The 22,400-nt window shown below is 69.3% G+C and carries 23 protein-coding genes; 13 read left to right on the top strand and 10 right to left on the bottom strand.

Annotated features, from left to right (window positions below):
- The first annotated feature begins 79 nt into the window (after nucleotides 1-79).
- A complete protein-coding gene (locus AU195_RS10985; RefSeq protein ID WP_059159091.1) occupies nucleotides 80-1,633 on the top strand; it encodes an FAD-dependent monooxygenase in 1,554 nt (517 codons plus the stop codon).
- A 38-nt stretch (nucleotides 1,634-1,671) separates the two neighbouring features.
- Here AU195_RS10985 and AU195_RS10980 read toward each other — a convergent pair whose 3' ends face one another.
- From AU195_RS10980 to abc-f, 3 genes are all read right to left on the bottom strand, one after another.
- Entirely contained in the window at nucleotides 1,672-2,025 is a 354-nt protein-coding gene (locus AU195_RS10980) for a hypothetical protein (RefSeq protein ID WP_059159090.1), read from the bottom strand.
- Between the two features lie 270 nt (nucleotides 2,026-2,295).
- Complete coding sequence (locus tag AU195_RS10975; protein ID WP_059159089.1) at nucleotides 2,296-3,030, bottom strand: GAF and ANTAR domain-containing protein; 735 nt, start codon at nucleotides 3,028-3,030, stop codon at nucleotides 2,296-2,298.
- 121 nt (nucleotides 3,031-3,151) lie between these two features.
- Nucleotides 3,152-4,813, bottom strand: a complete 1,662-nt coding sequence (gene abc-f / locus AU195_RS10970; RefSeq protein ID WP_059159104.1) for a ribosomal protection-like ABC-F family protein — start codon at nucleotides 4,811-4,813, stop codon at nucleotides 3,152-3,154.
- A 129-nt stretch (nucleotides 4,814-4,942) separates the two neighbouring features.
- Between abc-f and AU195_RS10965 the strand changes: the two genes are divergently transcribed.
- Nucleotides 4,943-5,626 (top strand): cutinase family protein, encoded by a 684-nt coding sequence (locus AU195_RS10965; RefSeq protein WP_059159088.1) that lies wholly within the window; start codon nucleotides 4,943-4,945, stop codon nucleotides 5,624-5,626.
- Nucleotides 5,627-5,638: 12 nt separating this feature from the next.
- On the opposite strand, the gene AU195_RS10960 is transcribed toward AU195_RS10965, so the two are convergent.
- Nucleotides 5,639-6,631 (bottom strand): glycoside hydrolase family 6 protein, encoded by a 993-nt coding sequence (locus tag AU195_RS10960; RefSeq protein WP_059159087.1) that lies wholly within the window; start codon nucleotides 6,629-6,631, stop codon nucleotides 5,639-5,641.
- Between the two features lie 57 nt (nucleotides 6,632-6,688).
- On the opposite strand from AU195_RS10960, the gene AU195_RS10955 reads away from it, so the two are divergent.
- Together AU195_RS10955 and AU195_RS10950 are read left to right on the top strand one after the other, a co-directional pair.
- On the top strand, nucleotides 6,689-7,642 hold the full coding sequence (locus AU195_RS10955; protein ID WP_502687331.1) for a pirin family protein: 954 nt from the start codon (nucleotides 6,689-6,691) through the stop codon (nucleotides 7,640-7,642).
- Between the two features lie 75 nt (nucleotides 7,643-7,717).
- A complete protein-coding gene (locus tag AU195_RS10950) occupies nucleotides 7,718-8,545 on the top strand; it encodes an MOSC domain-containing protein (RefSeq protein WP_059159085.1) in 828 nt (275 codons plus the stop codon).
- A 28-nt stretch (nucleotides 8,546-8,573) separates the two neighbouring features.
- On the opposite strand, the gene AU195_RS10945 is transcribed toward AU195_RS10950, so the two are convergent.
- Nucleotides 8,574-9,398: an alpha/beta fold hydrolase gene (locus AU195_RS10945; protein WP_059159084.1), complete on the bottom strand. Its 825-nt coding sequence runs from the start codon at nucleotides 9,396-9,398 to the stop codon at nucleotides 8,574-8,576.
- 78 nt (nucleotides 9,399-9,476) lie between these two features.
- Between AU195_RS10945 and AU195_RS10940 the strand changes: the two genes are divergently transcribed.
- Together AU195_RS10940 and AU195_RS10935 are read left to right on the top strand one after the other, a co-directional pair.
- Nucleotides 9,477-10,073, top strand: a complete 597-nt coding sequence (locus AU195_RS10940) for a TetR/AcrR family transcriptional regulator (protein ID WP_059159103.1) — start codon at nucleotides 9,477-9,479, stop codon at nucleotides 10,071-10,073.
- 26 nt (nucleotides 10,074-10,099) lie between these two features.
- Nucleotides 10,100-10,942: a TspO-related membrane protein gene (locus tag AU195_RS10935; RefSeq protein ID WP_059159083.1), complete on the top strand. Its 843-nt coding sequence runs from the start codon at nucleotides 10,100-10,102 to the stop codon at nucleotides 10,940-10,942.
- Here the strand turns inward: AU195_RS10935 and AU195_RS10930 are convergent.
- The gene (locus AU195_RS10930) at nucleotides 10,891-11,547 is read right to left on the bottom strand and encodes a biliverdin-producing heme oxygenase (RefSeq protein ID WP_059159082.1); all 657 of its coding nucleotides are present in this window, start codon (nucleotides 11,545-11,547) and stop codon (nucleotides 10,891-10,893) included. The genes AU195_RS10935 and AU195_RS10930 overlap by 52 nt on opposite strands.
- Nucleotide 11,548: 1 nt before the next feature.
- Nucleotides 11,549-12,307 carry an SCO6745 family protein gene (locus AU195_RS10925; RefSeq protein WP_059159081.1) on the bottom strand — a complete coding sequence of 253 codons (759 nt, stop codon included), beginning with the start codon at nucleotides 12,305-12,307 and terminating at the stop codon, nucleotides 11,549-11,551.
- Nucleotides 12,308-12,560: 253 nt separating this feature from the next.
- Here AU195_RS10925 and AU195_RS10920 point away from each other — a divergent pair, with 253 nt between their 5' ends.
- Entirely contained in the window at nucleotides 12,561-12,995 is a 435-nt protein-coding gene (locus tag AU195_RS10920; RefSeq protein WP_059159102.1) for an EVE domain-containing protein, read from the top strand.
- A 15-nt stretch (nucleotides 12,996-13,010) separates the two neighbouring features.
- Here AU195_RS10920 and AU195_RS10915 read toward each other — a convergent pair whose 3' ends face one another.
- Both AU195_RS10915 and AU195_RS10910 read right to left on the bottom strand, forming a co-directional pair.
- Nucleotides 13,011-14,207, bottom strand: coding sequence for an NAD(P)/FAD-dependent oxidoreductase (locus AU195_RS10915; protein ID WP_059159080.1), 1,197 nt, complete (start codon nucleotides 14,205-14,207; stop codon nucleotides 13,011-13,013).
- A 14-nt stretch (nucleotides 14,208-14,221) separates the two neighbouring features.
- Complete coding sequence (locus tag AU195_RS10910; RefSeq protein WP_059159079.1) at nucleotides 14,222-15,601, bottom strand: MBL fold metallo-hydrolase; 1,380 nt, start codon at nucleotides 15,599-15,601, stop codon at nucleotides 14,222-14,224.
- A 201-nt stretch (nucleotides 15,602-15,802) separates the two neighbouring features.
- On the opposite strand from AU195_RS10910, the gene AU195_RS10905 reads away from it, so the two are divergent.
- The 4 genes from AU195_RS10905 to AU195_RS10890 are packed head-to-tail and all read left to right on the top strand — an operon-like array spanning nucleotide 15,803 to nucleotide 18,334.
- Complete coding sequence (locus AU195_RS10905) at nucleotides 15,803-16,396, top strand: rhodanese-like domain-containing protein (RefSeq protein ID WP_059159078.1); 594 nt, start codon at nucleotides 15,803-15,805, stop codon at nucleotides 16,394-16,396.
- Between the two features lie 6 nt (nucleotides 16,397-16,402).
- Nucleotides 16,403-17,278: a sulfite exporter TauE/SafE family protein gene (locus AU195_RS10900; protein ID WP_059159077.1), complete on the top strand. Its 876-nt coding sequence runs from the start codon at nucleotides 16,403-16,405 to the stop codon at nucleotides 17,276-17,278.
- Nucleotides 17,279-17,283: 5 nt separating this feature from the next.
- Complete coding sequence (locus tag AU195_RS10895; protein WP_059159101.1) at nucleotides 17,284-17,553, top strand: metal-sensitive transcriptional regulator; 270 nt, start codon at nucleotides 17,284-17,286, stop codon at nucleotides 17,551-17,553.
- Nucleotides 17,554-17,590: 37 nt separating this feature from the next.
- A complete protein-coding gene (locus tag AU195_RS10890; RefSeq protein WP_059159076.1) occupies nucleotides 17,591-18,334 on the top strand; it encodes a hypothetical protein in 744 nt (247 codons plus the stop codon).
- 11 nt (nucleotides 18,335-18,345) lie between these two features.
- On the opposite strand, the gene AU195_RS10885 is transcribed toward AU195_RS10890, so the two are convergent.
- The gene (locus AU195_RS10885; protein WP_059159100.1) at nucleotides 18,346-20,415 is read right to left on the bottom strand and encodes a heavy metal translocating P-type ATPase; all 2,070 of its coding nucleotides are present in this window, start codon (nucleotides 20,413-20,415) and stop codon (nucleotides 18,346-18,348) included.
- Between the two features lie 171 nt (nucleotides 20,416-20,586).
- Between AU195_RS10885 and AU195_RS10880 the strand changes: the two genes are divergently transcribed.
- The gene (locus AU195_RS10880; protein ID WP_059159075.1) at nucleotides 20,587-21,267 is read left to right on the top strand and encodes a DUF305 domain-containing protein; all 681 of its coding nucleotides are present in this window, start codon (nucleotides 20,587-20,589) and stop codon (nucleotides 21,265-21,267) included.
- Between the two features lie 19 nt (nucleotides 21,268-21,286).
- The gene (locus tag AU195_RS10875; protein ID WP_059159074.1) at nucleotides 21,287-22,399 is read left to right on the top strand and encodes a YVTN family beta-propeller repeat protein; all 1,113 of its coding nucleotides are present in this window, start codon (nucleotides 21,287-21,289) and stop codon (nucleotides 22,397-22,399) included.
- The last annotated feature ends 1 nt before the right edge of the window (nucleotide 22,400 follow it).

Raw genomic sequence — 22,400 nt, 5'->3', positions numbered from 1 at the left:
TCTTCGGCCATTTGCAGACAGACCACAACCACCGTCAAAAGCCTTGCCAAATGGCAGCGGCTTGACATAGGAGAGACGCATGCCGCCCACCTTCCGCGTGGACGACCTCCCCGTCGTCGACACCGACGTCCTGATCGTCGGCGCCGGGCCGACCGGCCTCTTGGCCGCGCTGGCGCTCGGGCGACGTGGCGTCCCCGCGGTCCTCGTCGACCGGAAGGCAGGCCCGACCCGCGAATCCCGCGCACTGGCTGTGCAGGCCCGCACGATGGAGGTCTACGATCAGCTCGGGTTGGCCGATTCGGTACTCGCGAAAGCCCATGCGGCGTTGCGGATTCAGGTCGGCGGCTCGTCCCGCGGAATCGGTCCGAACGTGGCGGAGCTACAGAACGGGTTCACCCGGTTCCCGGGCATCCAGATCTTCGAGCAGAGCCACAACGAGGAACTGCTCGCCGGCGCGCTGAGCGCCGACGGCGGCGACGTCCGCTGGCGGCACCGTCTGGTCGATCTGCAGGACCGGACCGCGGCGCCCGACGGCCGGGTCGAGGCACTGCTCGAAGGACCGGACGGCGCCCTGCTACGGGTGCGGTCCCGCTGGTGCATCGGAGCCGACGGCGCGGCTTCGGCGGTACGGCGCGCGCTGAACCTGCCCTTCGAGGGCCGGACCGACGATGCGACGTTCTGGGTCGCCGACGTCCGCGACGTGCGTGGTGTGCCCGACGAGGCGGTCAACATCAGGCCGGGCCGGCGGACCTTCACGGCGGTGTTCCCGCTGGGGCCGGGTGGCCACGTGAGGCTGCTGGGCCTGGCCGCCAAGGACACGATCACCCAGGAGGAGGCGCTCGCCACCGTACGCGCCGAGTTCGGGCTGACACACGGTCCGGTGGAGTGGTTCTCGACGTACCGGGTCCATCACCGCGTGGCGGCGAGCTTCCGGGTGGGGTCGATCTTCCTGGCCGGGGACGCCGCACATGTGCACTCCCCCGTCGGCGGTCAGGGGATGAACACGGGACTGCAGGACGCCCACAATCTGGCGATGCTGCTGGCCGACGTCGCGCAGAACCGCGTGGACGGACGCGCACTCGACCGCTACGAACGGGAACGGCGTCCGGTGGCGCTGACCCTGGTCAACGTCACCGACCGCGCCTTCACCGTCATCGGCCGCCGCGGTTCGTCGGCGGGGCTGGTGCGCAGAGCCATCGGCGGCGTGGCGTTCGGGGTGTTCCCGCTGATCACCCGCACACCACTGGGCACCCGCCTGGGCGGCTACATCGGGCAGTACCGCATCCGCTACCGCTACGCCGTGGGCGCGGATCGTCCCGACTGGGCACACGATCCGGCGGTGGGTCTGCGGCTGCCCCCGGTCGCGGGCAATCAGCGGGCGCTGGACACGATGACCTGGCAGCTGCACTCCTACGGCGCAGGGCGGATCCTCCGTCCCGAGGTGCCGGCGTGGATCGACGGCCCCCGGGACTTCGGCGCCGATCCGCGCGGTCGACTCCGCTCCGACCATCTCTACCTCGTGCGGCCCGACCACTTCGTCGCCGCGTCGATTCCGTTGCGCGGCAATGGTGTCGACGAGACACGACTACGGGATGCGCTGACGGCCCACGGAATCGGTCCCTCGCGGCCCTAGCCGGATCAACCGCTACGGGGCTCGTCGACCGGTGCCGGTCACCACAGCACGGCGATCGCGGCCGCGGCGAAGGACAGCACGCCGACCGCGTAGAACAGTGGCCGCGGCACTTGGAGGTTGCGTTTGCGCTGACGCGCGTTGCTCATGCCGAGGATGCCGCCCAACACGATCAGGATGGCGAGCTTCACGCCGATCTTCGGATAGTTGAGCACGACGTCCGCGGGCCACGGGGCGGCGAGCGCGAGGCCGGTCACCAGGGACAGCAGCACGCCGTAGTCCATCAGCCGGGTGGTGCGGAAACGACGGGCGACCGCCTCGGCGGCCCAGGCGCCGAAGGTGACGGCGAAACCGACGATGTGGAGGAGCACGACCGCGTCGCGCAAGAGCTGCATGCCCGGAATCTACCTTCGCCAGGTCGGCGGACCGGCGCACTGTTGCGGCTCTCACTGCTAGCTGGGTGCTAACAATTGTTAGCACTTGGGTATCCTGGGCGTATGCGAAGTTTGCCGATCACATCCCCCGAGCGTCTTCTTCGCCGTGTTCACCGCGCGCTCGACGTGACCGTGCGACGGAGGCCGGCCCACCGGTCACCCGAAGACGAGATCACCCCGGACGACGTCTCCGTCGTCGAGCGCGAACTGACGCGGTGCTGACCGGCGCGCTCAGGTGAGCGACGCGAGGAAGTCACGCGCGACGGTATGGACCTTGGTGTTGCTGTTCTGCGATTCCTTGACCAGGCGCTGGAACGCCTCTTCCTCCGAGCAGCCGTGTACTGCCCGAAGTGCACCCTTGGCCTGATCGATGACGGAGCGCGAGGTGAGTGCCTCGCTGAGTTGACCGATCGTCTCGAGCGACCGCTGCCAATGCCGGGCGTTGGTGATGAGGAGCCCGGCAGTCAGCGTGTACAACCGCATGAGGGCTTCGTCGAAGGGGTCGAAGGCCGTCGCGGTCGTGCTGTAGATGTTCAGTGATCCCACGAGTTCGGGCTCATGGCCCACCCGGTCAGCGAGAAGGGGCGCCGACAGCGTCGCGGTGATGCCGCAAGCGCTCGCCGCCGCGACGAACTCCGGCCAGCGTTGCTCGTCACGGCTCATCACGGCACGGACCGGCCGTCGTACGTCGGCGGCTTCCAAACAGGGGCCCCGGCCCGACTCGTACTGTTCGCGATCCAGGCGGAGCACACGCTTGTCGGTGCACGCGGCGGTGCGCGGAGTCGGTTCGGCCAGCACCGTGATACTCACCGCGTGCGCATCCGGTATCGCTTCGACTCCGGACGCCGCCACGCGCTCCAGGAGCTCGTCGAGCGGCCGCCCGTCCGCGAACAACGACTTCAGCGACTCGATGGCCTCGCTCACACTCGCGAGCCGATCCGTCTCGTCCGGACGCTCATCCGTCATGACCGGGCCCCCGTCCTCTCGCTCCGCCGACCGATTCTTGGAGCGTAATGACGGATTGACGCGGACGAAAGTTCCGGGACACGCCGTCACTCTTTCGTAGGGAGCGGGCCGGCAGCGGCGTCTACACCTCCACGACGCGCCCACGGTCGACCCGCCACGTGCGGTCCAGCCGCACGTTCTGCAGCATGCGACGGTCGTGTGTCACGAGCAGCAGTGCGCCGTCGTAGGTTTCGAGAGCCTGTTCGAGCTGCTCGATGGCCGGCAGGTCCAGATGGTTCGTCGGCTCGTCGAGGACCAGCACGTTGGTACCGAGCGCCTGCAGCAACGCCATGCCCGCGCGGGTGCGCTCCCCGGGCGAGAGGTCGTCCACCGGACGTTCGACGTGGTCGGCGCGCAGACCGAACTTCGCCAGCAGGGTGCGGACGTCGGCGGTGGTCCAGCCCGGCACCCGCTTTTCGAAGCGGTCGACGAGTCGCTCCGAACCGGTGAAATCAGCACGCGCCTGGTCGATCTCCCCGACGGCGACGTTGGCGCCCACGCTCGCGCGCCCCTCGTCGGGCCTGCGTCGTCCCAGCAGCAGCCGCAACAGTGTCGACTTGCCCGCGCCGTTGGGGCCGGTGATCCCGATCCGCTCGCCGGCATCGACCTGCAGCGATACGGGACCCAGCACGTGATCACCCTGTCGCACAACGGCTTTGTCGAGCGTGGCGACGACCGAACTGGACCGTGGTGCGGACCCGATGGTGAACTGCAGCGTCCACTCCTTACGGGGTTCGGCGACCTGTTCGAGGCGGGCGATCCGGCTCTCCATCTGACGCACCTTCTGCGCCTGCTTCTCGCTGGACTCGCCTGCCGCACGTCGCCGCAACTTGTCGTTGTCGGGAGCCTTGCGAATGGCGTTGCGGACACCCTGGCTCGACCATTCCCGTTGCACGCGTGCCCGGGCGACCAGGTCGGCCTTCTTCTCGGCGAACTCCTCGTACTGTTCGCGCCGGTGCCTGCGGCCGACCTCACGCTCTTCGAGGTAGCTCTCGTACCCGCCGCCGAAGACGGTGGTGGTGTTCTGGGCCAGATCCAACTCGAGCACGTGAGTCACGCTGCGAGCCAGGAACTCCCGATCGTGACTCACCAACACCACCCCGCCCCGCAGATCGCGGACGAACTGCTCCAACCGCGCCAGGCCGTCGAGGTCGAGGTCGTTGGTCGGCTCGTCGAGCAGGACCAGGTCGAATCGCGACACCAGGAGCGCGGCCAGCCCCACCCGCGCCGCCTGTCCACCCGACAGCGCGGTCATCGGCGTCGAGTCCGGTCGCACGGCGTCGGTGTCGAGACCCAGGTCGGCCAGCACCGCGGGCAGCCGTTCGTCGAGGTCGGCCGCGCCGGTGGCCAGCCAGTGATCCAGCGCCGCGGAGTATGCGGCGGCCGGGTCGGCGAGTGGAGCGGCCTCGGGCTCGGCCAGTGCGGCGGCCGCTGCCTCCATGGCCGCGGTCGCCGCGGTGCAGCCCGCGCGGCGCGCGATGTAGGCGGCGACGGTCTCTCCGGGGACCCGTTCGTGTTCCTGCGGCAACCACCCGACGAACGCATCGGCCGGTGCGAGGCTGACCATGCCGTCGAGTGGCGCGAGATCGCCCGCCAGGATCCGCAGGAATGTGCTCTTTCCGGCCCCGTTGGCGCCGACGACTCCGACCACATCGCCGGGCGCCACGGTCAGGTCCAGCCCCTCGAAGAGGGTGCGGTGGGCGAATCCACCCGCCACGTTCTTCGCGACGAGCGTTGCGGTCATGCCGACCATCGTCGCATCGAACACCGCCCGCCTCGGTGGCGCCGGTGCACAGCGGTGTTACTGGAGTGACTTGTGGGACGATTGGGTACAGGACGACAGTCCAACGTAGCTTTCGGTCGAGGAGAGGCCGTGACCGTTGACATGGTGACCCGCCGCGTGTGGCCGGCGGTGGCAGCGGCGCTCGCCGTCCTCGCGTCGGTCGTCGCACCGACCGCGTCGGCCGCTCCGAGCTGTCCGGACATCGAGGTGATCTTCGCCCGCGGCACCGACGAGCCGCCGGGCATCGGAGTGGTCGGCAAGGCCCTGGTCGAGACGCTGCGCCCCATGGTGAAGGGGCAGACGGTCGGCACGTACGCCGTGAAGTACCCGGCGTCGTGGGACTTCCTGCAGGTCGGCGCCGGCGCCACCGACGCCAGCCTGCGGGTCCAGTCGACCGCGGCGAAGTGCCCCGACACCAAGATGGTGCTCGGCGGTTACTCGCAGGGGGCAGCGGTCATGGACATCGTCACGACGTCGCCGGTGGCCGGGCTCGGGTACGCCGCGCCCATGCCGGCCGCCGTCGTTCCGCGCATCGCCGCCGTCACCGTCTTCGGCAACCCGTCGGCAAGGGTCGGTCAACCGCTGACCCGCCTGAGCCCGGTCTTCGGGTCCCGCACCGCAGACCTGTGCAACACCAACGATCCGGTGTGCTCGTTGGGGCGGGACTTCGACGCGCACGTGCGCTATCCGCAATCCGGACTGGTCAAGCTGGCCGCCCAGTGGGTGGCCGCTCACGTCCGGCCACCCGGCACCCGTTCACCCACCAGTGGGTGAACGGGCGAGCCGTCACCAGCCCGCGTTACGCGCCAGATCGATGGCGTAGCTGCTGACGAACGTGCCCGCGCTGGGCGCCCCGCGGCAGGCTCCGTCGGACTCGCCGGGCCGCTTGACCCACAGGAACGCGTCGATCTGCGGGTTACCCGTGTTGGTGGTGGGCGCCACACCCAACGCCCGTCCACTTGGATTGCACCAGTACAGCGGGTCGCCCTCGACCGGTCCGGCGCCGTTGCGCGACGTGTCGATGACGAAGGGCTTCCCGCCTGTCATCCCCGAGACGGCCTGCCCGTAGCCGACCGACTCCTCGGTGGTGAAGAAGTTGGCGGTGTTGAGGCTGAAGCCCCGCGCCTTCTCGATGCCGACCTGGTTCAGCCGGCCGGCCATCACGTCGGCGGCCACCCAGCGCGGGTGACCGGCGTCGACGTAGACGCCGGTCGCCGGGTTGCGGCTCAGCGTCTCCACCGCGTAGCGGATCAGGTCGAGCCGTTCCTGCTGCTGGCCGGGCGACAGGCAGTCGATCATGGCCAGCGCGTCGGGTTCGAGGACCACCGCGGCGGGTCCGGTGCCGATGGCCGCCGCGACGCCGTCGATCCACCCCCGGTAGGCGCCGGCCGACCCGAACCCGCCTGCGGCGTAGCTCCCGCAGTCCCGGTTGGGGATGCCGTACAGCGCGAGAATCGGCGTGGTGCCTGCGGCCTGCGCGTCGGCGATGTACTTCGCGTCGATCGACGGCGTGGAGATGTTGTCCATCCAGTACGCCGTGGGCGTATTGGCGACCGCGGCCAGCAGCGGATCCGTATTGCCCTGCAGGGCACGGCTGGCCTTGGACGCCGGGTTGACGTAGAACGGCCGTCCGACCAGCGGGTTGGCGTCGGCGGCCAGGCGCACCGCCGGAGCGGGGCCGGTGGGCACGGGTGCGACGAGGGCACCGGTGCCTGCGACGGCCGCGACCGTCAGGAGGGGAGCGAACCACCGCGCGACTGCACCTGCAGCTGAGGACATCACCCCAGGGAACTTAGCGGCGCTCGGCAAACGGTTCCAATTCAGGGGTGGACAGCGATGATGGGAGCTGTGGGCATCGACGTCATCACCAGCCGCGCGGTGCCCCTCGGTGGGCCGCGGGCGATGACGGTGCGACGTACCCTGCCGCAACGGGCACGCTCCCTGATCGGCGCGTGGTGCTTCATCGACCATTACGGACCGGACGACGTCGGCCGCACCGGCGGCATGGACGTGCCGCCGCATCCGCACACCGGCCTGCAGACGGTGAGCTGGTTGTTCGACGGCGAGATCGAACACCGGGACAGCAGTGGCGTGTCGGCGCTGGTCCGGCCGGGCGAGCTCAACCTGATGACGGCCGGGTCCGGTGTCGCGCACTCGGAGGTGTCCACCGCGACCACCGCCACACTGCACGGCGTCCAGCTGTGGGTGGCGCTGCCCGAGCACGCCCGCCACCTCCCCCGTCGCTTCGACCACGCGACGCCCGCACCGGTGCGCCTCGGCGGTGCGACGGCCCGGGTGCTTCTCGGCGCGTTGGCGGGCCACAGCTCGCCGGTCGCCGTGCACAGCCCCCTCGTCGGCGCCGAACTCGTGCTGGACCCGCGCGCCGAACTCACCGTCGACGTGGCAGCGGACTTCGAGCACGGCGTACTCGTCGACATCGGCCCGGTGGTGCTCGACGGCACGCCTCTGGCTCGCGCCGAGTTGGGTTACCGCGCACCGGGTGCGGACCACCTGACACTGGCCAATCCCGGGGACCGCCCGGCCCGGGTCATGCTGCTCGGCGGCGCGCCGTTCGGCGAGCCGCTGGTGATGTGGTGGAACTTCGTCGGCCGCAGCCACGAGGAGATCGCCGGCTTCCGGGCGGACTGGGCGGCGGAGTCCGAACGCTTCGGCCGCGTCGAGGGCTACCGCGGCCCCGTGCAACATCTCCCGGCCCCGCCGATGCCCACCGTGCGGCTCAAGCCACGGCTGTCCCCGCCGGTCGGTGGCGATCCGAGCGCCTGGGGATAGTGGTGCGCCGGGAGGGATTCCCCCGCGCGGACGGCTCCAGGGCACCGCGACTCACCCACGTAGGCTGAGGCGACGATGACGACGAGTGTCGAGGTGACCGGACGGGTGGGCGCGCTGCGGCGCTACCCGGTGAAGTCGATGCTGGGCGAACCGTGCGAAGCGATCGCCGTGAGTCCGCTCGGCGTCGCCGGTGACCGGCGTTATGCCTACCTCGACGACGAGACCGGCCGAGTGGCGACCGCGAAGAACCCCCGCCTCTGGCGTCAGCTGTTGCAGTGCTCGGCGACCACGGAGGCCGGCGGGGTCGTGGTGACGTTGCCCGACGGACGCCGGGTACCTGTCGAGGAGTCCGCCGGGCCGGTGTCCGAACTGGTGGGCCGGCGCGTGCACCTGGCCGACGAGCGCTCGGCGGGTGCGGTGGTCGAGCGCTCCGATCCGATCGACGTGCTCACCCAGGGCCTCGACGCGGAGATCGAGGCCGCGCTGCTCGAGATCGCACAGAGCACGCCCGGCGGCGCCTTCGTCGACGATTCGCCGGTGCACCTGATCACCACCGCGACGCTCGACGCGGTCGGGCTCGACCGGGGCGAGGCGGTGCGCTACCGCCCCAACATCGTCATCGAGACGCCCGCCGGGACGTCGCCGTTCATCGAGAACGACTGGGTCGGCGCGACGATCCGCCTCGGCGATGTCGAGTTGCGCGGCACGATGCCCACGCCGCGCTGCTCCGTACCGACCCTCGAGCACGGCGCTCTGGGCCGGTCGCCACAATCGGTGCGGTATCCGCTCGAGCACAACCGTGTCCAGGCGGGCGAATTCGGCGTCAACCCCTGCGCGGGTCTCTACGCATCGGTTGTCACCACCGGCACCGTCGCCGAAGGCGCCGACGTCCGCATCGGCTGACCCGCGCCTTCCCTTCTCGCGAGAGAATTCAGCCCACGAAGTCGCGCAGTGCCTGCGCCATGGCCTCCGGTTGGTCCTCGGGGATCAGCGTCCAGGAGTCGTCGACGATGACCTTCCTGGCGTCGGGGAACAGCCCGACCAGGCGGTCGGCGTGCTCCAGGGGCATCATCCGGTCCTCCCGTGCCCAGACGACGAGTACCGGGCGGTCGAATGCGGCCAGCTTCCCGGACAATTCGAGCAGCCGGCGGCGCGGGGGTGCGCCGGTGGCGAACTTGACCAGATCGCGGCGGATCGCGGCGTTCTCGACGGCGGGCCGGAACCACTCGTCGAACAACTCGTCGGGCAGTCCGGACTTGGCCATCCCGCCGTAGGCCTGCCGGCTGTGGCGGAAGAACCGCGTCCCCAGCATCCGGCTGAGGACCCAGCCGCCGCCCGGTAGCCGGCACAGCAGGGCCGCGGGCCGGGCCGGCTTGGGCGGGAAGTTGTCGAAGGCTTCGCAGGACGCGAGCACGAGCCTGCCGATGCGCTTGTCGCGGCCCTCGGAGATGACGAATTGGCCACCGCCCCAATCGTTGAGGACCAGGGTCACATCGTCGAGGTCGAGGGCGTCGAGGAAGTCGGCGAGGATGTTCGCCACCCCGGTCTGGGTGAGGTCCGCGTCGTCGCGCATCGGCGCGGTGTGCGCGCCCAGCGGCAGAGTCGGTGTGAGGCATCGATACCCGGGCAGCAGCGGGATGACCTTGCGCCACTGCCTGCCATCCATGAGCAGACCGTGACCGAACACGAGCGTGGGCCCGTCGCCACCGGTGTCGTCGTAGGAGATGGGTCCGGACGGCAGATCCACGGAAAGCACGTCGTCGCCTCCTAGATAGATCGTTCTACTTACCCGGACGATATGCTGTCGGGGCACGAAGCGCAAGAAGGAGACGCCATGGCAGATCCGTCCACCCGCAGCCGGATCCTCGACGCGACGGCCGAGCTGTACCGACGTCAGGGCATGCCGGCCACCGGCCTCAAGCAGATCTCGGCCGCGGCGCAGGCGCCGTTCGGATCGATCTACCACCACTTCCCCGGCGGCAAAGAGGCCATCAGTGTGGAAGTCATTCGCCGCGAAGGCATTCGGTACGGCGAGTTCGTCGGCGCGCAGTTGGCGGACATCGACCCGCTCGACGGTATCCCCCAGTTGTTCGAGAAGGCGGGTGAGGACCTCGAGGCCCAGGATTACGGTGAAGCGTGTTCGATCGAGACCATCGCGCTGGAGGTGGCCAGCACCAACGAGCGACTCCGAATCGAGGCGGCGGAGGTCTTCGAGAACTGGCTCACCGGCCTGGCGGCGTGGTTCGGCAGGCTCGACATCTCCGAGGAGGAGTGCCGCCGGTTGGCGACCATCACGCTGACCGCCCTCGAGGGCGCCTTCGTCCTGTGCCGCACGCTGCGCTCCGTCGAACCCATCGTGTGCGCCGGCCACGGGGTGCAGGCGGCGGTGCACGCGGCGGTTCGAAATCGCCCCCAACGGGCATCTCCCTGACACCCCACCTGAAGAGGAGCTCACCCATGTCCGGTCGGACCGTCGACAGCCGGTCGACAACGGCGTCGACGTTGTTGTTGCCGGTCGCCGTCAGCCTGGCGACGGCGGCCACGCTGTTCGTCAACTATCTCGCCAACGGCTTGCCGATCAACGGCCAGACCACCGGCGATGTCACCCGCCGCTTCGAGGTCTACTTCGTCCCCGCCGGGTACGTGTTCTCGATCTGGAGCGTCATCTATCTCGGGCTCATCGCATACAGCGTCTACCTGAGCCTGACCCTGGCCCGGGGGCGGCCGGACAGCGGCGCGGCGCGGGCGATCGCTCCGTGGTATCTGCTCACCGCCGCGGCCAACTGCTCGTGGCTGTTCGCGTGGCACTACAACCTCTTTCCGTTGAGCATGCTGCTGATGCTGGTGCTGCTGGGCACGCTGATCGTCATCTACCGCCTGCAGGCCGCCCGTCCGCCGGCTTCGACGGTCGAGCGCTGGACGGTGCACATCCCGTTCCGGGTGTATCTGGGCTGGATCTCGGTCGCCACGATCGCCAACGCCACCATCACGCTCGACGACGCGGGCTGGAACGGATTCGGCCTCGCCGAGCCGACATGGGGCACCATCATGGTGCTGGTGGCGGCCGCGCTCGGCTTGACGATGACGTTCCTGCAGCGCGACATCGCCTATGCGCTGGTGCTCATCTGGGCGCTGATCGGCATCGCGGTGCGCCTGCACGAGACCACGTCGATCCTGATCGTGTCACTGGCCGGTGCGGCGGCGCTGGCCGTGAGCCTGCTCGTCGTCATGCGGCGCAATCGGACCGGTCAGCGGCGGAACCTCGGTAGCTCAGCGGCCAGTTCGTCGAACAACGCCTGATTGAGGCCGAAGGCCACCTTCACCTCGTCCACCACCCGCTCGGTGTCCGCGGCGTCCAGCCGCAGCCCGTCGAGGCGGTTCCGGTATCCGTCCTTGTAGGGCTTCACCCGAAGGCCGAAGTCGTAGAAGGCCAGCCCCGCACCGCCGAGACCGAATTCGCGGTCGAGGATCCTGCCCATGGCCTGCCCACCGGACAGGTCGCCGAGGTATCGGGTGTAGTGGTGGGCCAGTAGCGCACCGCCCCACGATGATTCGACGATACGATTCCGATAGCGTTGTGCGGCAGGCGAATCGGTGTCGCGGCGCGTACCGGGGGCCCAGTGCTCGAGATCCGCGTCGATGGCCGGTAGGCGTTCGAGCACCGGATCGTGGATGGCGGCGACGAGCGGGTCGTCGCGACGGGCGCGGACGGCGTCCTCCAGGGCTTCGTAGATCACCCGCAGACGCACCAGGTACTCGGCGTAACCGGCCTCATTGACCCGGCCGGCCAGAAGTTCCGTGACGAACGGTGACTGCTCGGCGGCGGCGTGTTCGGCAGCCGAGCCCTCCTTGATCGCGACGGACAACGGCCACGCGGTGCGGTTCGGGTGGTCGGCGCGGTTCATCTCAGCGCGGGACGTTCGCCTTCAACGACGCCAGGGCCGCAGTGCTCAGCCGGGCGAGCTCCTCGGCCTCGGTGGAATCCAGTCCAGCCGTGAAGATCTCGGCCATCCGCCGGTTGGTGGCCTGCTCGGCCTCGTCGTAGCGGTCCTTCTTGTCCGCACCGTCGGCGAACGGTTCGGGCCAGCCGAACATCGCGGCGTATTTCGGCCCCTTGTTGAGCATGTGCGCTTCGATCGGGGTGACACCCGTGAGCGACAACGCGTTGAAGTGCAGTCCGGCGCGCAGTTCCCGCAGCACGAACATCACCTGCAGCGCCCGGGCCGGGGCGTCGTCGGCCAGCGGCATCGCACGCCAGCCGGCGAACAGCGGTAGTCCCCCGATCGGCGTCGCCGCGATGAGCTTCTCCCCCAGCGCGGCGAGGCGTTCCAGTCCCTCGGCACCGGCCAGGTACTTGCGGCCGAACTCCGCGGTCTGATTCCAGTACACCTCCGCGGCACCGGCCGCTCCGCGCACCGCGACGCCCTCGTCCCACAGCGCCGCCAGGCCCGTCGGCTCGAACACCGCGAACACCGCGCTGACGGTCGCCCCGGTGGCCTCACCGAGGACGCCGCCCCGGCCGGCCACGTAACCGGCCAACGGGTTCTGGTAACCGGCCGCGACGCTCCCACCGTAGGTCTCCGGGTGGAGCATGAACACCGCCACCGCCTGCTCTATCGCCGCTCCGGCGGTTGCGGCGGCATCGAGCACATCGTCAACGCTCATATCGAACTTCTCCTGGGTCGGGCCGGCGCCGTCGAGCGGTTGGCACTCACCCGGAAGGGTAGCCGCGACGATCTTCGGCGCTGCGTCAGTACCCCGCGTCGTGGTCGTATCGGTTGCGCAGCTCCCCGCCGTCGAGGTGGGAGGCGATCAGGACGTCGAGTCGACTCGTCACCGTTTGTATCCGTCGAGTTCGGGCATCGCAGGCGAACCCTACTCGGTCTGCGACCGCACCGTCCGGCAGGAGGATCGACCTGTGCCCACGAAACGCAGCGTGACCCTCGAGGCCCTGGGCGCCTGGGTGATCAAGTGCAATCCGCACAAGACACCCCTCGACGCCATGCGTACGGCGGGCGAGACGACACCGCACTGGTGCGTCGCCGACAACTACCGGTCACAGCTCATCCGGCCCGGTCAGCGCGCCCTGTTCTGGGTGTCCGCGCACCCGCAGCGAGGCTTCTGGGGTGCGGGCCACGTCACCGGCGAGCCGACAACGGGCGACGGCCGGCTGCACCTACCCGTGCACATCCCGTTGTTCGCGACGCCCGTGACCGCCACCGAACTCCTCGCGATCCCGGGGTTGCAGTCGATGGAGGTCTTCCGGTCCCCCCAGCAGTCCAATCCGTCCTGGGTGAGCAGAGCGGAGCTGAGGCTCCTCGACCCGTTGCTGCCGAGCCCCGGGACCCGTTGACGTGCAGGCGGATCGCTAGGCGAGGCCCTTGAGCATCAGATTCCAGTACATCCACGGCAGCCCGTACTTCTTGAGGTACCAGTAGCTGCGATGCGGTCTGGTCGGGTCGAGCAGCGGCAGCGACGGCGTCACGTTCAAGTCGTAGTCGAACTCCGCCAGCAGCATGGCGTGCGACGAGGTGACGATCGGACACGAGCCGTAACCGTTGTACGAGGCGGTCACCGGCCGGCCGCCCAGGAACGACTCGATGTTGTCGACCACCACCGGGGCCTGCTTGCGGATCGCGGCACCGGTCTTGGAGTTCGGGGACGATCCCGCGTCGCCGAGGCTGAACACGTTGGGATACCGCACGTGTTGCATGGTGTGCTTGTCGATCTCGACGTATCCGTTCGCATCGCCCGTCGACAGCGGGCCGGCCTTGATCCAGTCCGGTGCCGACTGGCGGGGCACGGCGTGCAACACGTCGTACGCCAGGACGGTGTCGGCTCCCCCGCCGCCGGCGTGGGTGAGGCGCACCTTGTGCGCCGCGGCGTCGACGGAGGTCACCTCGGCTCCGGTGTGCACGGTGATGCCGTAGTCGGCGGCGATCGCGTCGAGGTTGTCGGCGATGGCGGGGATGCCGAACAACCGTGGGGTGGGCACCACCAGGTGCACGTCGATGTCGTCGAGCACTCCCTGCTTGCGCCAGTGGTCGGCCGCCAGGTAGGCGATCTTCTGGGGCGCGCCCGCGCACTTGATCGGACCCGACGGCATCGCGAACACCGCACTGCCGGAGCGCAGGTCGCGGATGAACTCCCAGGTGCGGGGCGCCAGGTCGTATCGGTAGTTCGATGACACCCCGTCCTTGCCGAGTGCGTCCTCCAACCCCTCGGTGCGGTTCCAGTCCAGCTGGATGCCCGGGCTGACGACGAGCACGTCGTACTCGTAGACCGCCCCGTCGACGCAGGTGACCGCGTTGTTGTCCGGATCGACCGACGCCGCCGCATTCTTGATCCATGTCGCGCCGTCGGGCATCACCGAGGCCTCGGGGCGAGCGGTCGTCGACGCCTTCGCCTGCCCGCCCCCGACGAGCGTCCACAGCGGTTGGTAGTAGTGCGTGTCGGACGGTTCGATGACGGCCACGTCGGAGTGGCTCCTGCGCAGCAGGCGGGCGGCGACCGAGATGCCGGCGGTTCCCCCGCCGACGATGACGATCCGGTGCTTGTCGGTCATGGTCTTGTCTCCCCTCAGGCGCTCTGGTGCGATTCGTCCCAGGCGTTGAAACCGCCCAGGATGTCGCTGACGTCGCCGAAGCCGTTCTGCCGCAACAGGCTTGCGGCCACCGAGGATCGGTACCCGCCGGCGCAGTACACGACGGTCGGCTTGGCCGGATCCAGCTCGTTCAGCCGGGCGGGCAGCTGACCCACCGGGATGGTGAGGGCGTTCGGGATGGTGCCCGCGGCGACCTCACCCGGATTGCGCACGTCGACGATCTGCAGATCGGACAGCTCCGCGATGCGCTCGTCGAACGCCTTGGCCGTCAACCGGGACGCCATCTGGACCTCGTCCTGATGGTCGAACATCACCTCGAACGGCCGTTCCACGTAGCCGATCACCCGGTCGAAACCGATTCGGGCGAGCCGGTTCTTGCCTTCCAGCTCCTGGCCCGGCTCGGTGAACAGCACGATGTCGACGTCGGTGGGCACCACCGATCCGGCGAACTCGGCGTAGCGGCCCTCCAGCCCGATGTTGACGGCGCCACGCAGGTGGCCCAGCGCGAACTCCTCGGGCCCGCGCCCGTCGACCAGGATCGCGCCCGCCTTCATCGCATCGCGCACCTGCTCATAGGTCATCGCCGGCGGCATCTTGGTCTCGTCCAGCAGGTCGCGCTCCTTGCGGTTGAGGACCGCGTCGTAGACGAAGTAGCTCGGCGCCGGCGGCTGCCCCTCGGTCACCAGGTCCATGAAGGTGGCCTTGTCGGGAGCGCGCAGCGCGTAGTTCGTCTCCTTCTGGTCGCCGATGGTCGACCACAGGTCGGTGGAGAGGTTCTTGCCACAGGCCGAGCCCGCACCGTGCGCCGGGTACACCCGGGTGGCGTCGGGCAGGGTCATCAGCTTGTTGTGCAGCGAGTCGTACAGCTTCTCGGCCAGTTCCTCGCGGGTGAAGCCGATCGAGGCCAGCAGGTCGGGCCGGCCGACGTCGCCGATGAACAGCGCATCGCCGGTCATCACGCCGTAGGGAACCTCGTCGTCGGCGTGCTCGTAGACCACGATGCTCATCGACTCGGGTGTGTGGCCGGGGGTGTGCCGGAACTCCAGCGTCACGTCACCCAATGAGTATCGCTCGCCGTCGGCCACCCCCATCGACTCGAACTCCGTCTCGGCGACGGCGGAGTACACGATCTTCGCGCCGGTGGCCTTCGCCAGCTCCAGGTGGCCGGACAGGAAGTCGGCGTGGAAGTGGGTCTCGATGACCAGTTCGATCGTGTAGCCGGCCTCCCTGGCGTCGGCCAGGTACTCCGAGACGTCCCGCTGTGGGTCGACAACGACTGCGCGGCCGGTGTTTTCGTCGGCGATCAGGTACGACGCATGCGACAGGCAGTCCAGGTAGTACTGGGTGAATCTCATGGTGACGGTCCTTCCGTTCGGGCGGTGGGTGAGGGCTGTTGCTTCACAGCCTGGCTATACCCCTATGGGTATGTCAAGGGCAGGATGGGGTAGAAAAATTCCTCCTTGCATGTACCCCCTGGGGTATGTGTACGATGGGCGCCAATATACCCCCCGTGGTATCGGCGAATTGTCGAGCCACCCCATCGAAAGGACGCGGAGATGACCGCACCGGCCACCATCGATTCGCACGACCTGCGCCGAAGGCTCGGATCCCCCACCCCGCCGCGCGTGATCGACGTGCGCACGCCGGCCGAGTTCGAGACCGCCCATATCGCGGGCGCCTACAACGTGCCACTGGACCTGCTACGCGAACATCGCGACGAGATCATCGAGCACCTCGATGAGGACGTCGTCCTGGTCTGCCGCTCCGGCCAGCGCGCCACGCAGGCCGAGGAGACGCTGCGCAACGCCGGACTGTCGAACGTGCACATCCTCGCCGGCGGTATCAGCGACTGGGAGGCCAAGGGCTTCGCGGTCAACCGCGGCGCCCAGCGCTGGGACCTCGAACGCCAGGTCCGCCTCGTCGCCGGATCGGTCGTGCTGACCAGCATCCTCGGCAGCATCGCCGCCCCCAAGCTCAAGTGGGTGGCCGGCGCCATCGGCGGTGGTCTGACGTTCGCCGCGCTGTCCAACACCTGCGCGATGGGCATGATGCTGGCCAAGCTGCCCTACAACCGCGGGGTGGGCTGCGACGCCCAGTCCATCGTGTCCCAGCTGGTCGAATCCGCTCCCACGCCCGAGAAAGTGGGGTAGTCGATCATGATTGCCCTGACCATCGGCCTTGCCGTCTTCGTCGGAATCTCACTGGGACTGCTCGGCGGCGGAGGCTCGATCCTGACCGTGCCGCTGCTGGCGTACGTGGCCGGGATGGACACCAAACAGGCGATCGCCACCTCATTGCTGGTCGTCGGCGTCACCAGCGCGATCGGCGCGATCTCGCACGCTCGCGCCGGCCGGGTGCAGTGGCGCACGGGGCTGATCTTCGGCGGCGCGGGGATGGCCGGCGCCTACTCGGGCGGTCTGCTGGCCCAGTTCATCCCGGGCACGGTGCTGCTCATCGGCTTCGCCGTCATGATGGTCGCCACCGCCATCGCGATGCTGCGGGGACGCAAGAACGTCGAGACCGTCGAGGGCACCCATCGCCTGCCCGTTCCGAAGATCATCGCGGAGGGCCTGGTGGTCGGGCTGGTCACCGGCTTGGTCGGGGCCGGCGGCGGCTTCCTGGTGGTGCCGGCCCTCGCGCTGCTCGGCGGCCTGCCCATGCCGGTCGCGGTGGGCACCTCGCTGATCGTGATCGCGATGAAGTCGTTCGCGGGCCTGGGCGGCTATCTGTCCAGCGTCCAGATCGACTGGCCGGTGGCACTGGCGGTGACGGCCGCGGCCGTGGTGGGTGCACTCGCCGGCGCCCGCCTGACCGCGATGGTCAATCCCGATTCCCTGCGAAAGGCCTTCGGCTGGTTCGTGCTTGCGATGTCGTCGGTCATCCTCGCGCAGGAGATCCACCTGGGTGTCGGGATCGCCGCAGCGGCACTCACCGCGGCGGCCGGGGCGATGTCGGTCGCGTGTACCCGGTACGTGCACTGCCCGCTCCGCCGCTTCACCGGTGTTTCCGCCTCCGGAGGAGTCGCCGCATGACCGCGATGGCTGGTGACGAGGATGCGATCGCCGCGGTGCTCAACAGGCTGCGCAGGGCGCAGGGTCAGCTGGCCGGAGTGATCTCGATGATCGAGCAGGGCCGCGAATGCGCAGACGTCGTCACCCAGCTGGCCGCGGTCTCCCGCGCTCTGGACAAGGCCGGGTTCAAGATCGTCGCAACGGGATTGCGCGAATGCGTTTCGGCAGAGGCGGCCGGCGGCCAACGGCCGATGACCGAGGCCGAGTTGGAGAAGTTGTTCCTGGCCCTGGCCTGACCCGGCCGGATGACAGGCGAATCTCGGTCGGGTTGAGATGTGGTGTCACACCACTGCAAAACCCGACGGGGCTGTCACCATCGGACGGGTGTCACCCAGAGCAGCGACGAAGACGGACAGCAAGCTGGCGGCTCGTCTGGCGGCGCTCGCCTCGCTGGGCGCGGCGGTCATCCACTTCGCCGTCGTGCCGGCGCACTGGCAGGAGTGGCCGCCGGCAGGCCTGTTCTTCGTCGCGATCGCGGTCTTCCAACTGATCTGGGCGTTCGTCGTGCTGGGCCTGGCCACCACGTCGGTGCTCGCCGCCGGCATCCTGCTCAATGTCGGAGCGGTCGCCCTGTGGGCGGTGTCGAGGACTGCGGGAGCGCCGTTCGGCCCGCACGCCGGCGACGCCGAACTGGCACAGGCCGCGGACCTCTGCGCCCTGCTGCTGCAGATCTACGTCGTCATGGGAGCCGGCTGGGTCGTGTACCGAGGCCGCTACGGTCAGCCGATCCCCGCATTCGCCAACGCGCTGGTGCTGCTCGGCGCCGCAGGCGTCGTCACGCTGGCGTCCACCGTGGGAGTGGCCTCGGGTCTTCGGCACGGCCACCACGCACCGGCCGAGGCCGAAGCGCACCACCATGGGCCGATCGTCAAACATGTTGAGGGTCACCAGGATCACCATCGTGAACCGCCGGCCGCCCCAGCGCCGAACCCCGAGCCGGCCGGCGCACCCGAGGCACCGGCACCGGCCGAGGTCCCGACGCCGCTCGACACCGGTCACGGCGATCACGCCCACTAGCGTCGGCGGGTTCAACGGGCGAGAATGGCGCGGGTCCCGGCCTCGGGTCGCAGGTCGATCCGCCGCAGTAGCTGGGCGTTGAGCGCCACGACCACCGTGGACAACGACATCAGGACGGCCCCCACGGACATCGGCAGGACGACGCCGACAGGCGCCAGGACTCCGGCGGCCAATGGCACCGCGACGAGGTTGTATCCCGCACCCCACCAGAGGTTCTGCTTCATCTTCCGGTAGCCGGCCCTAGACAGTTCGATCACCGACAGGACCGACCGCGGGTCCGAGCTCGCCAGGATGACACCGGCCGACGCGATCGCCACGTCGGTTCCGGCACCGATCGCGATACCGACGTCGGCCTGCGCCAGTGCGGGGGCGTCGTTGACGCCGTCACCGACCATGGCGACCTTCACACCCTCGCTCTGCAGCCCGGCCACCCTGGCCGCCTTGTCCTCCGGGCGCACACCGGCGAACACCCGGTCGATGCCGAGCTCGTCGCCGACCGAGTGGGCGACGGCTTCGGCGTCACCGGTGATCATGACGACCTCGACGCCGAGCCTGTGCAGAGCAGCCACGGCTTCGCGGGATTCGTGACGGATCTCGTCGGCGAGGCGGAGGCCGCCGAGGACCGCACTGTCGCGGACCACGTGCAGGATGATCGCGCCCTCGTCGCGCCATGCGGCGGCGGCCCCGACCTCCTCGCCGCCGACCTCCTCGAGCAGGCGGGGACCCCCTATCCGGACTTCGCGTCCGTCGACGGTCGCGGTCACGCCGACTGCCGGGTCGGAGGAGAACCCGCCCGCACGGGGCACGGTGAGTCCGCGCTCCTCGGCGGCGCGCACGATCGCCCGAGCCAACGGGTGTTCGCTGTCGGTCTCCGCGGCGGCCGCCAGCGCCAGCACACCGTCGGCGTCGACATCGCCGACGGGCTCGATCGCAATGAGGGTGGGCTCACCCTTGGTCAGCGTGCCGGTCTTGTCGAACAGCACCGCGTTCACGGTGCGCATACTCTCCAGCGCGAGCCGGTCCTTGATCAGCACACCGCCTCGGGCGGCCCGTTCGGTGGCTATGGAGACGACCAGGGGGATGGCCAGCCCCAGCGCATGTGGGCATGCGATGACCAGCACCGTGATCGATCGCACGACCGACGCGTCGGGGCTGCCCGCCAGCGTCCACACCACGGCGGTGATCGCGGCGGTGACCAGGGCGAACCAGAACAGCCATCCGGCCGCCCGGTCGGCGAGGCGCTGGGCCCGCGACGACGAGTTCTGCGCCTCGGTCACCAGACGCTGGATCCCGGCCAGGGTGGTGTCGTCGCCCGTGGCGGTGATCTCGACCCGCAACCCGGAATCGGTGGCGACGGTGCCCGCCGTGACGGCCTCACCGACGCCGCGGGGGACCGGTCTGGACTCGCCGGTCACCATTGACTCGTCCATGTCCGCGCGGCCGTCGACGATCCTGCCGTCGGCGGGGACACTGCCGCCCGGCCGGACCACCACGAGGTCTCCGACACGAAGATCGGCCGGTGACACGGTGACCGTGTGGTCGCCGTCGACCTTCTCGGCCTCATCGGGGAGCAGCGCGGCGAGCGAATCCAGAGCGGAGGTGGTCTGAGCCAGGGACCGCATCTCGACCCAGTGGCCGAGCAGCATGATGACGATGAGCAGCGCCAGTTCCCACCAGAACTCCAGTTCGTGGTGGAGCAGACCCAGGCTGGCGCCCCAGGACGCGAGGAACGCGACGGTGATGGCCAGCCCGATCAGCAGCATCATTCCTGGCTTGCGCGAACGGATTTCGCCGGCGGCGCCGGTCAGGAAGGGCCGCCCGCCGACGGCGTACATCACCGTGCCGAGAACGGGGGCGATCCACTGGGCGCCTGCAAAGTCCGGCAGCCGGTAGCCGATCAGCGTCGCGAACATCGTCGAGAACGCCACGACGGGGACCGCGACGACCAGGTTGACCCAGAACAACCTCCGGAACTGACCGACGTGATCACCGCCATGGCCGTCGTGACCGCCGTGCGCTCCGGCGCGGTCGTGACGGACGTCCGCTCTCACAGGGGAGCCGTGGTGGTGCGGGTCTGTCATGCTGCTCCTCAGGGCCGCAGACTCGGTGACGACCTCGGTCGAGTATGCGGGAGGGCGGAGCGGCGCCAGACCGGTCACGCGTTTCTATACAGAATCTTCACAGAACCACCAGCGCGGCTCCACGTCCGTCGGTCAGGCTTGTGTCGACTGTCCGACGATGGAGGGAAGAGCTTGAACCGCAACAGAAGTCGTGTGTTCGGAGCGGCTGCGGCGGCGCTGGTGACGGTGCTCGCATCGTGTGGCGATTCCGGCAACGAGCAGGCCGCGGCACCGTCGCCGGCACCCGTTCAGACGTCGTCCGTGGCCCCCGCCGCGGCGCACAACCAGACCGACGTGATGTTCGCGCACCATATGATCCCGCACCACCGGCAGGCGATCGAGATGAGCGACATGGTCACCGCCAAGCCGGGTGTCGATCCGCGAGTAGTCGAGATGGCGAAGCAGATCAAGGCCGCGCAGGGCCCGGAGATCGAGCAGATGCAGGGCTGGGTCGATCAGTGGGGCATGCCGGGGCCGAACGCCCCGCGCACGGACATGGGGCCACATCACGGTGGTATGCCCGGCGGATCCATGATGCCTGGAATGCCTGGAATGCCTGCGATGAACGGGATGCCCGGCATGGACGGGATGATGTCCCCGGCCGAGATGCAGGCGCTGCAGAACGCCAGGGGCGTGGAGGCGAGCAGATTGTTCCTCACCCAGATGATCAGGCATCACGAGGGTGCGATCACGATGGCGCAGAACGAGATCGACAACGGCCAGTTCCCGGACACGATCGCGTTGGCCGAGTCGATCGTGAGTAGCCAGCGAAAGGAGATCGACACGATGAACCAGATCCTGGGTTCCCTCTAGTCTGCGCCCACGGCTCACCATGGCTCCCTGGTTCAGGGTCGATGCGCTGCCGGCCGCCGTGCTGCTGGCCACGGCGCTCGTGGGCTGCGCCGGCGGCGACACCGGGACTGCCGAGCAGACACCGCCCGGCCCGGCTGAGTCCGTACCGTCGGCCGGGGTGGCCGGGTCGCTGTGGGTGGCCGACGAGGACGGGGACAGCCTGACCATCGTCGACACGAACACCAACGCGGTGACGTCCACCCTGACCGGCATCCAGGCACCGCACAACGTCCAGGTCGGCCGGGACGCCACCCTGGTGTACGCGACCAGCGGCGACGCCGACATGGTCGTGGCCATCGATGCCGAGACCCATGCCGTGACCGCGACCGCCCGAACCGGCTCCCATCCGGCGCACGTGATCGAGGCGCCCGACGGCAGGGTCTACGTGGCCGACTCCGACGACGGCACCGTGTCGGTGTTCCAGGGGCGAAACCTGCAGGCGCTGGGTCGCATTCAGCTGGGCGGGATGCCGCACGGGTTACGCGCGGCGGCCGACGGTTCGGTGATCGTCGACGCCAACCACATGACCGGAGCCTTGGATGTCATCGACGCCCGCACCGGTCGGGCGGCGTTCTCGGTGCCCGTGGGTGAGGGACCCGCACAGGTCGCGGTCAGTGCCGACGGACGTCACGCCTACACCGGTGTCACGGAGCCGGCGGCAGTGGTCAAGGTCGACCTCGGCACCCGCACAGTGGTCGGCAGGGTGACGGTGTCCGCGGCACCCGTGCAGCTGTACCTCACACCGGACGACACCCTGGTGCTGTCGGCCGACCAGGGCACCCCGGACGTCCCCGGGCATGCTGCGTCGCTGATCGACACGGGCACGATGTCGGTACGTGCCACCGTCGGGACCGGGGCGGGTCCGCACGGGGTGGTGATCGATCCCGGTGGCCGGCTGGGGTGGGTGACCAACAGCTACGACGACAGCGTCTCGGTCATCGACCTGGCCGGCCAGAGGGTTTCCGCCACGATCCCGGTGGGTGAAGGACCCAACGGCCTGAGCTACTCACCTCGCCCGCCCGCGGCAGGCCCACCCACCGTCGCACTGAACCTCCCCGCACCCGAACCGTCGCACCAACCGGGCCACCGGTGAC

The organism is Mycobacterium sp. IS-1496 (assembly GCF_001499995.1).
Taxonomy (GTDB): Bacteria; Actinomycetota; Actinomycetes; order Mycobacteriales; family Mycobacteriaceae; genus Mycobacterium.
The sequence above is the reverse complement of the archived record's forward strand: the minus strand, read 5'-3'. Positions and strand labels throughout refer to the sequence as shown.

Coding starts and splice junctions, on each gene's coding strand:
- AU195_RS10900 (WP_059159077.1), top strand. CDS start 16,403: ATGATTGCCCTGACCATCGGCCTTGCCGTCTTCGTCGGAATCTCACTG.
- AU195_RS10890 (WP_059159076.1), top strand. CDS start 17,591: ATGTGGTGTCACACCACTGCAAAACCCGACGGGGCTGTCACCATCGGA.
- abc-f (WP_059159104.1), bottom strand. CDS start 4,813: ATGACCGCAACGCTCGTCGCGAAGAACGTGGCGGGTGGATTCGCCCAC.
- AU195_RS10980 (WP_059159090.1), bottom strand. CDS start 2,025: ATGCAGCTCTTGCGCGACGCGGTCGTGCTCCTCCACATCGTCGGTTTC.
- AU195_RS10925 (WP_059159081.1), bottom strand. CDS start 12,307: ATGAGCGTTGACGATGTGCTCGATGCCGCCGCAACCGCCGGAGCGGCG.
- AU195_RS10905 (WP_059159078.1), top strand. CDS start 15,803: ATGACCGCACCGGCCACCATCGATTCGCACGACCTGCGCCGAAGGCTC.
- AU195_RS10915 (WP_059159080.1), bottom strand. CDS start 14,207: ATGACCGACAAGCACCGGATCGTCATCGTCGGCGGGGGAACCGCCGGC.
- AU195_RS10940 (WP_059159103.1), top strand. CDS start 9,477: ATGGCAGATCCGTCCACCCGCAGCCGGATCCTCGACGCGACGGCCGAG.
- AU195_RS10975 (WP_059159089.1), bottom strand. CDS start 3,030: ATGACGGATGAGCGTCCGGACGAGACGGATCGGCTCGCGAGTGTGAGC.
- AU195_RS10895 (WP_059159101.1), top strand. CDS start 17,284: ATGGCTGGTGACGAGGATGCGATCGCCGCGGTGCTCAACAGGCTGCGC.
- AU195_RS10960 (WP_059159087.1), bottom strand. CDS start 6,631: ATGTCCTCAGCTGCAGGTGCAGTCGCGCGGTGGTTCGCTCCCCTCCTG.
- AU195_RS10950 (WP_059159085.1), top strand. CDS start 7,718: ATGACGACGAGTGTCGAGGTGACCGGACGGGTGGGCGCGCTGCGGCGC.
- AU195_RS10910 (WP_059159079.1), bottom strand. CDS start 15,601: ATGAGATTCACCCAGTACTACCTGGACTGCCTGTCGCATGCGTCGTAC.
- AU195_RS10930 (WP_059159082.1), bottom strand. CDS start 11,547: ATGAACCGCGCCGACCACCCGAACCGCACCGCGTGGCCGTTGTCCGTC.
- AU195_RS10885 (WP_059159100.1), bottom strand. CDS start 20,415: ATGACAGACCCGCACCACCACGGCTCCCCTGTGAGAGCGGACGTCCGT.
- AU195_RS10985 (WP_059159091.1), top strand. CDS start 80: ATGCCGCCCACCTTCCGCGTGGACGACCTCCCCGTCGTCGACACCGAC.
- AU195_RS10935 (WP_059159083.1), top strand. CDS start 10,100: ATGTCCGGTCGGACCGTCGACAGCCGGTCGACAACGGCGTCGACGTTG.
- AU195_RS10875 (WP_059159074.1), top strand. CDS start 21,287: ATGGCTCCCTGGTTCAGGGTCGATGCGCTGCCGGCCGCCGTGCTGCTG.
- AU195_RS10955 (WP_502687331.1), top strand. CDS start 6,689: ATGATGGGAGCTGTGGGCATCGACGTCATCACCAGCCGCGCGGTGCCC.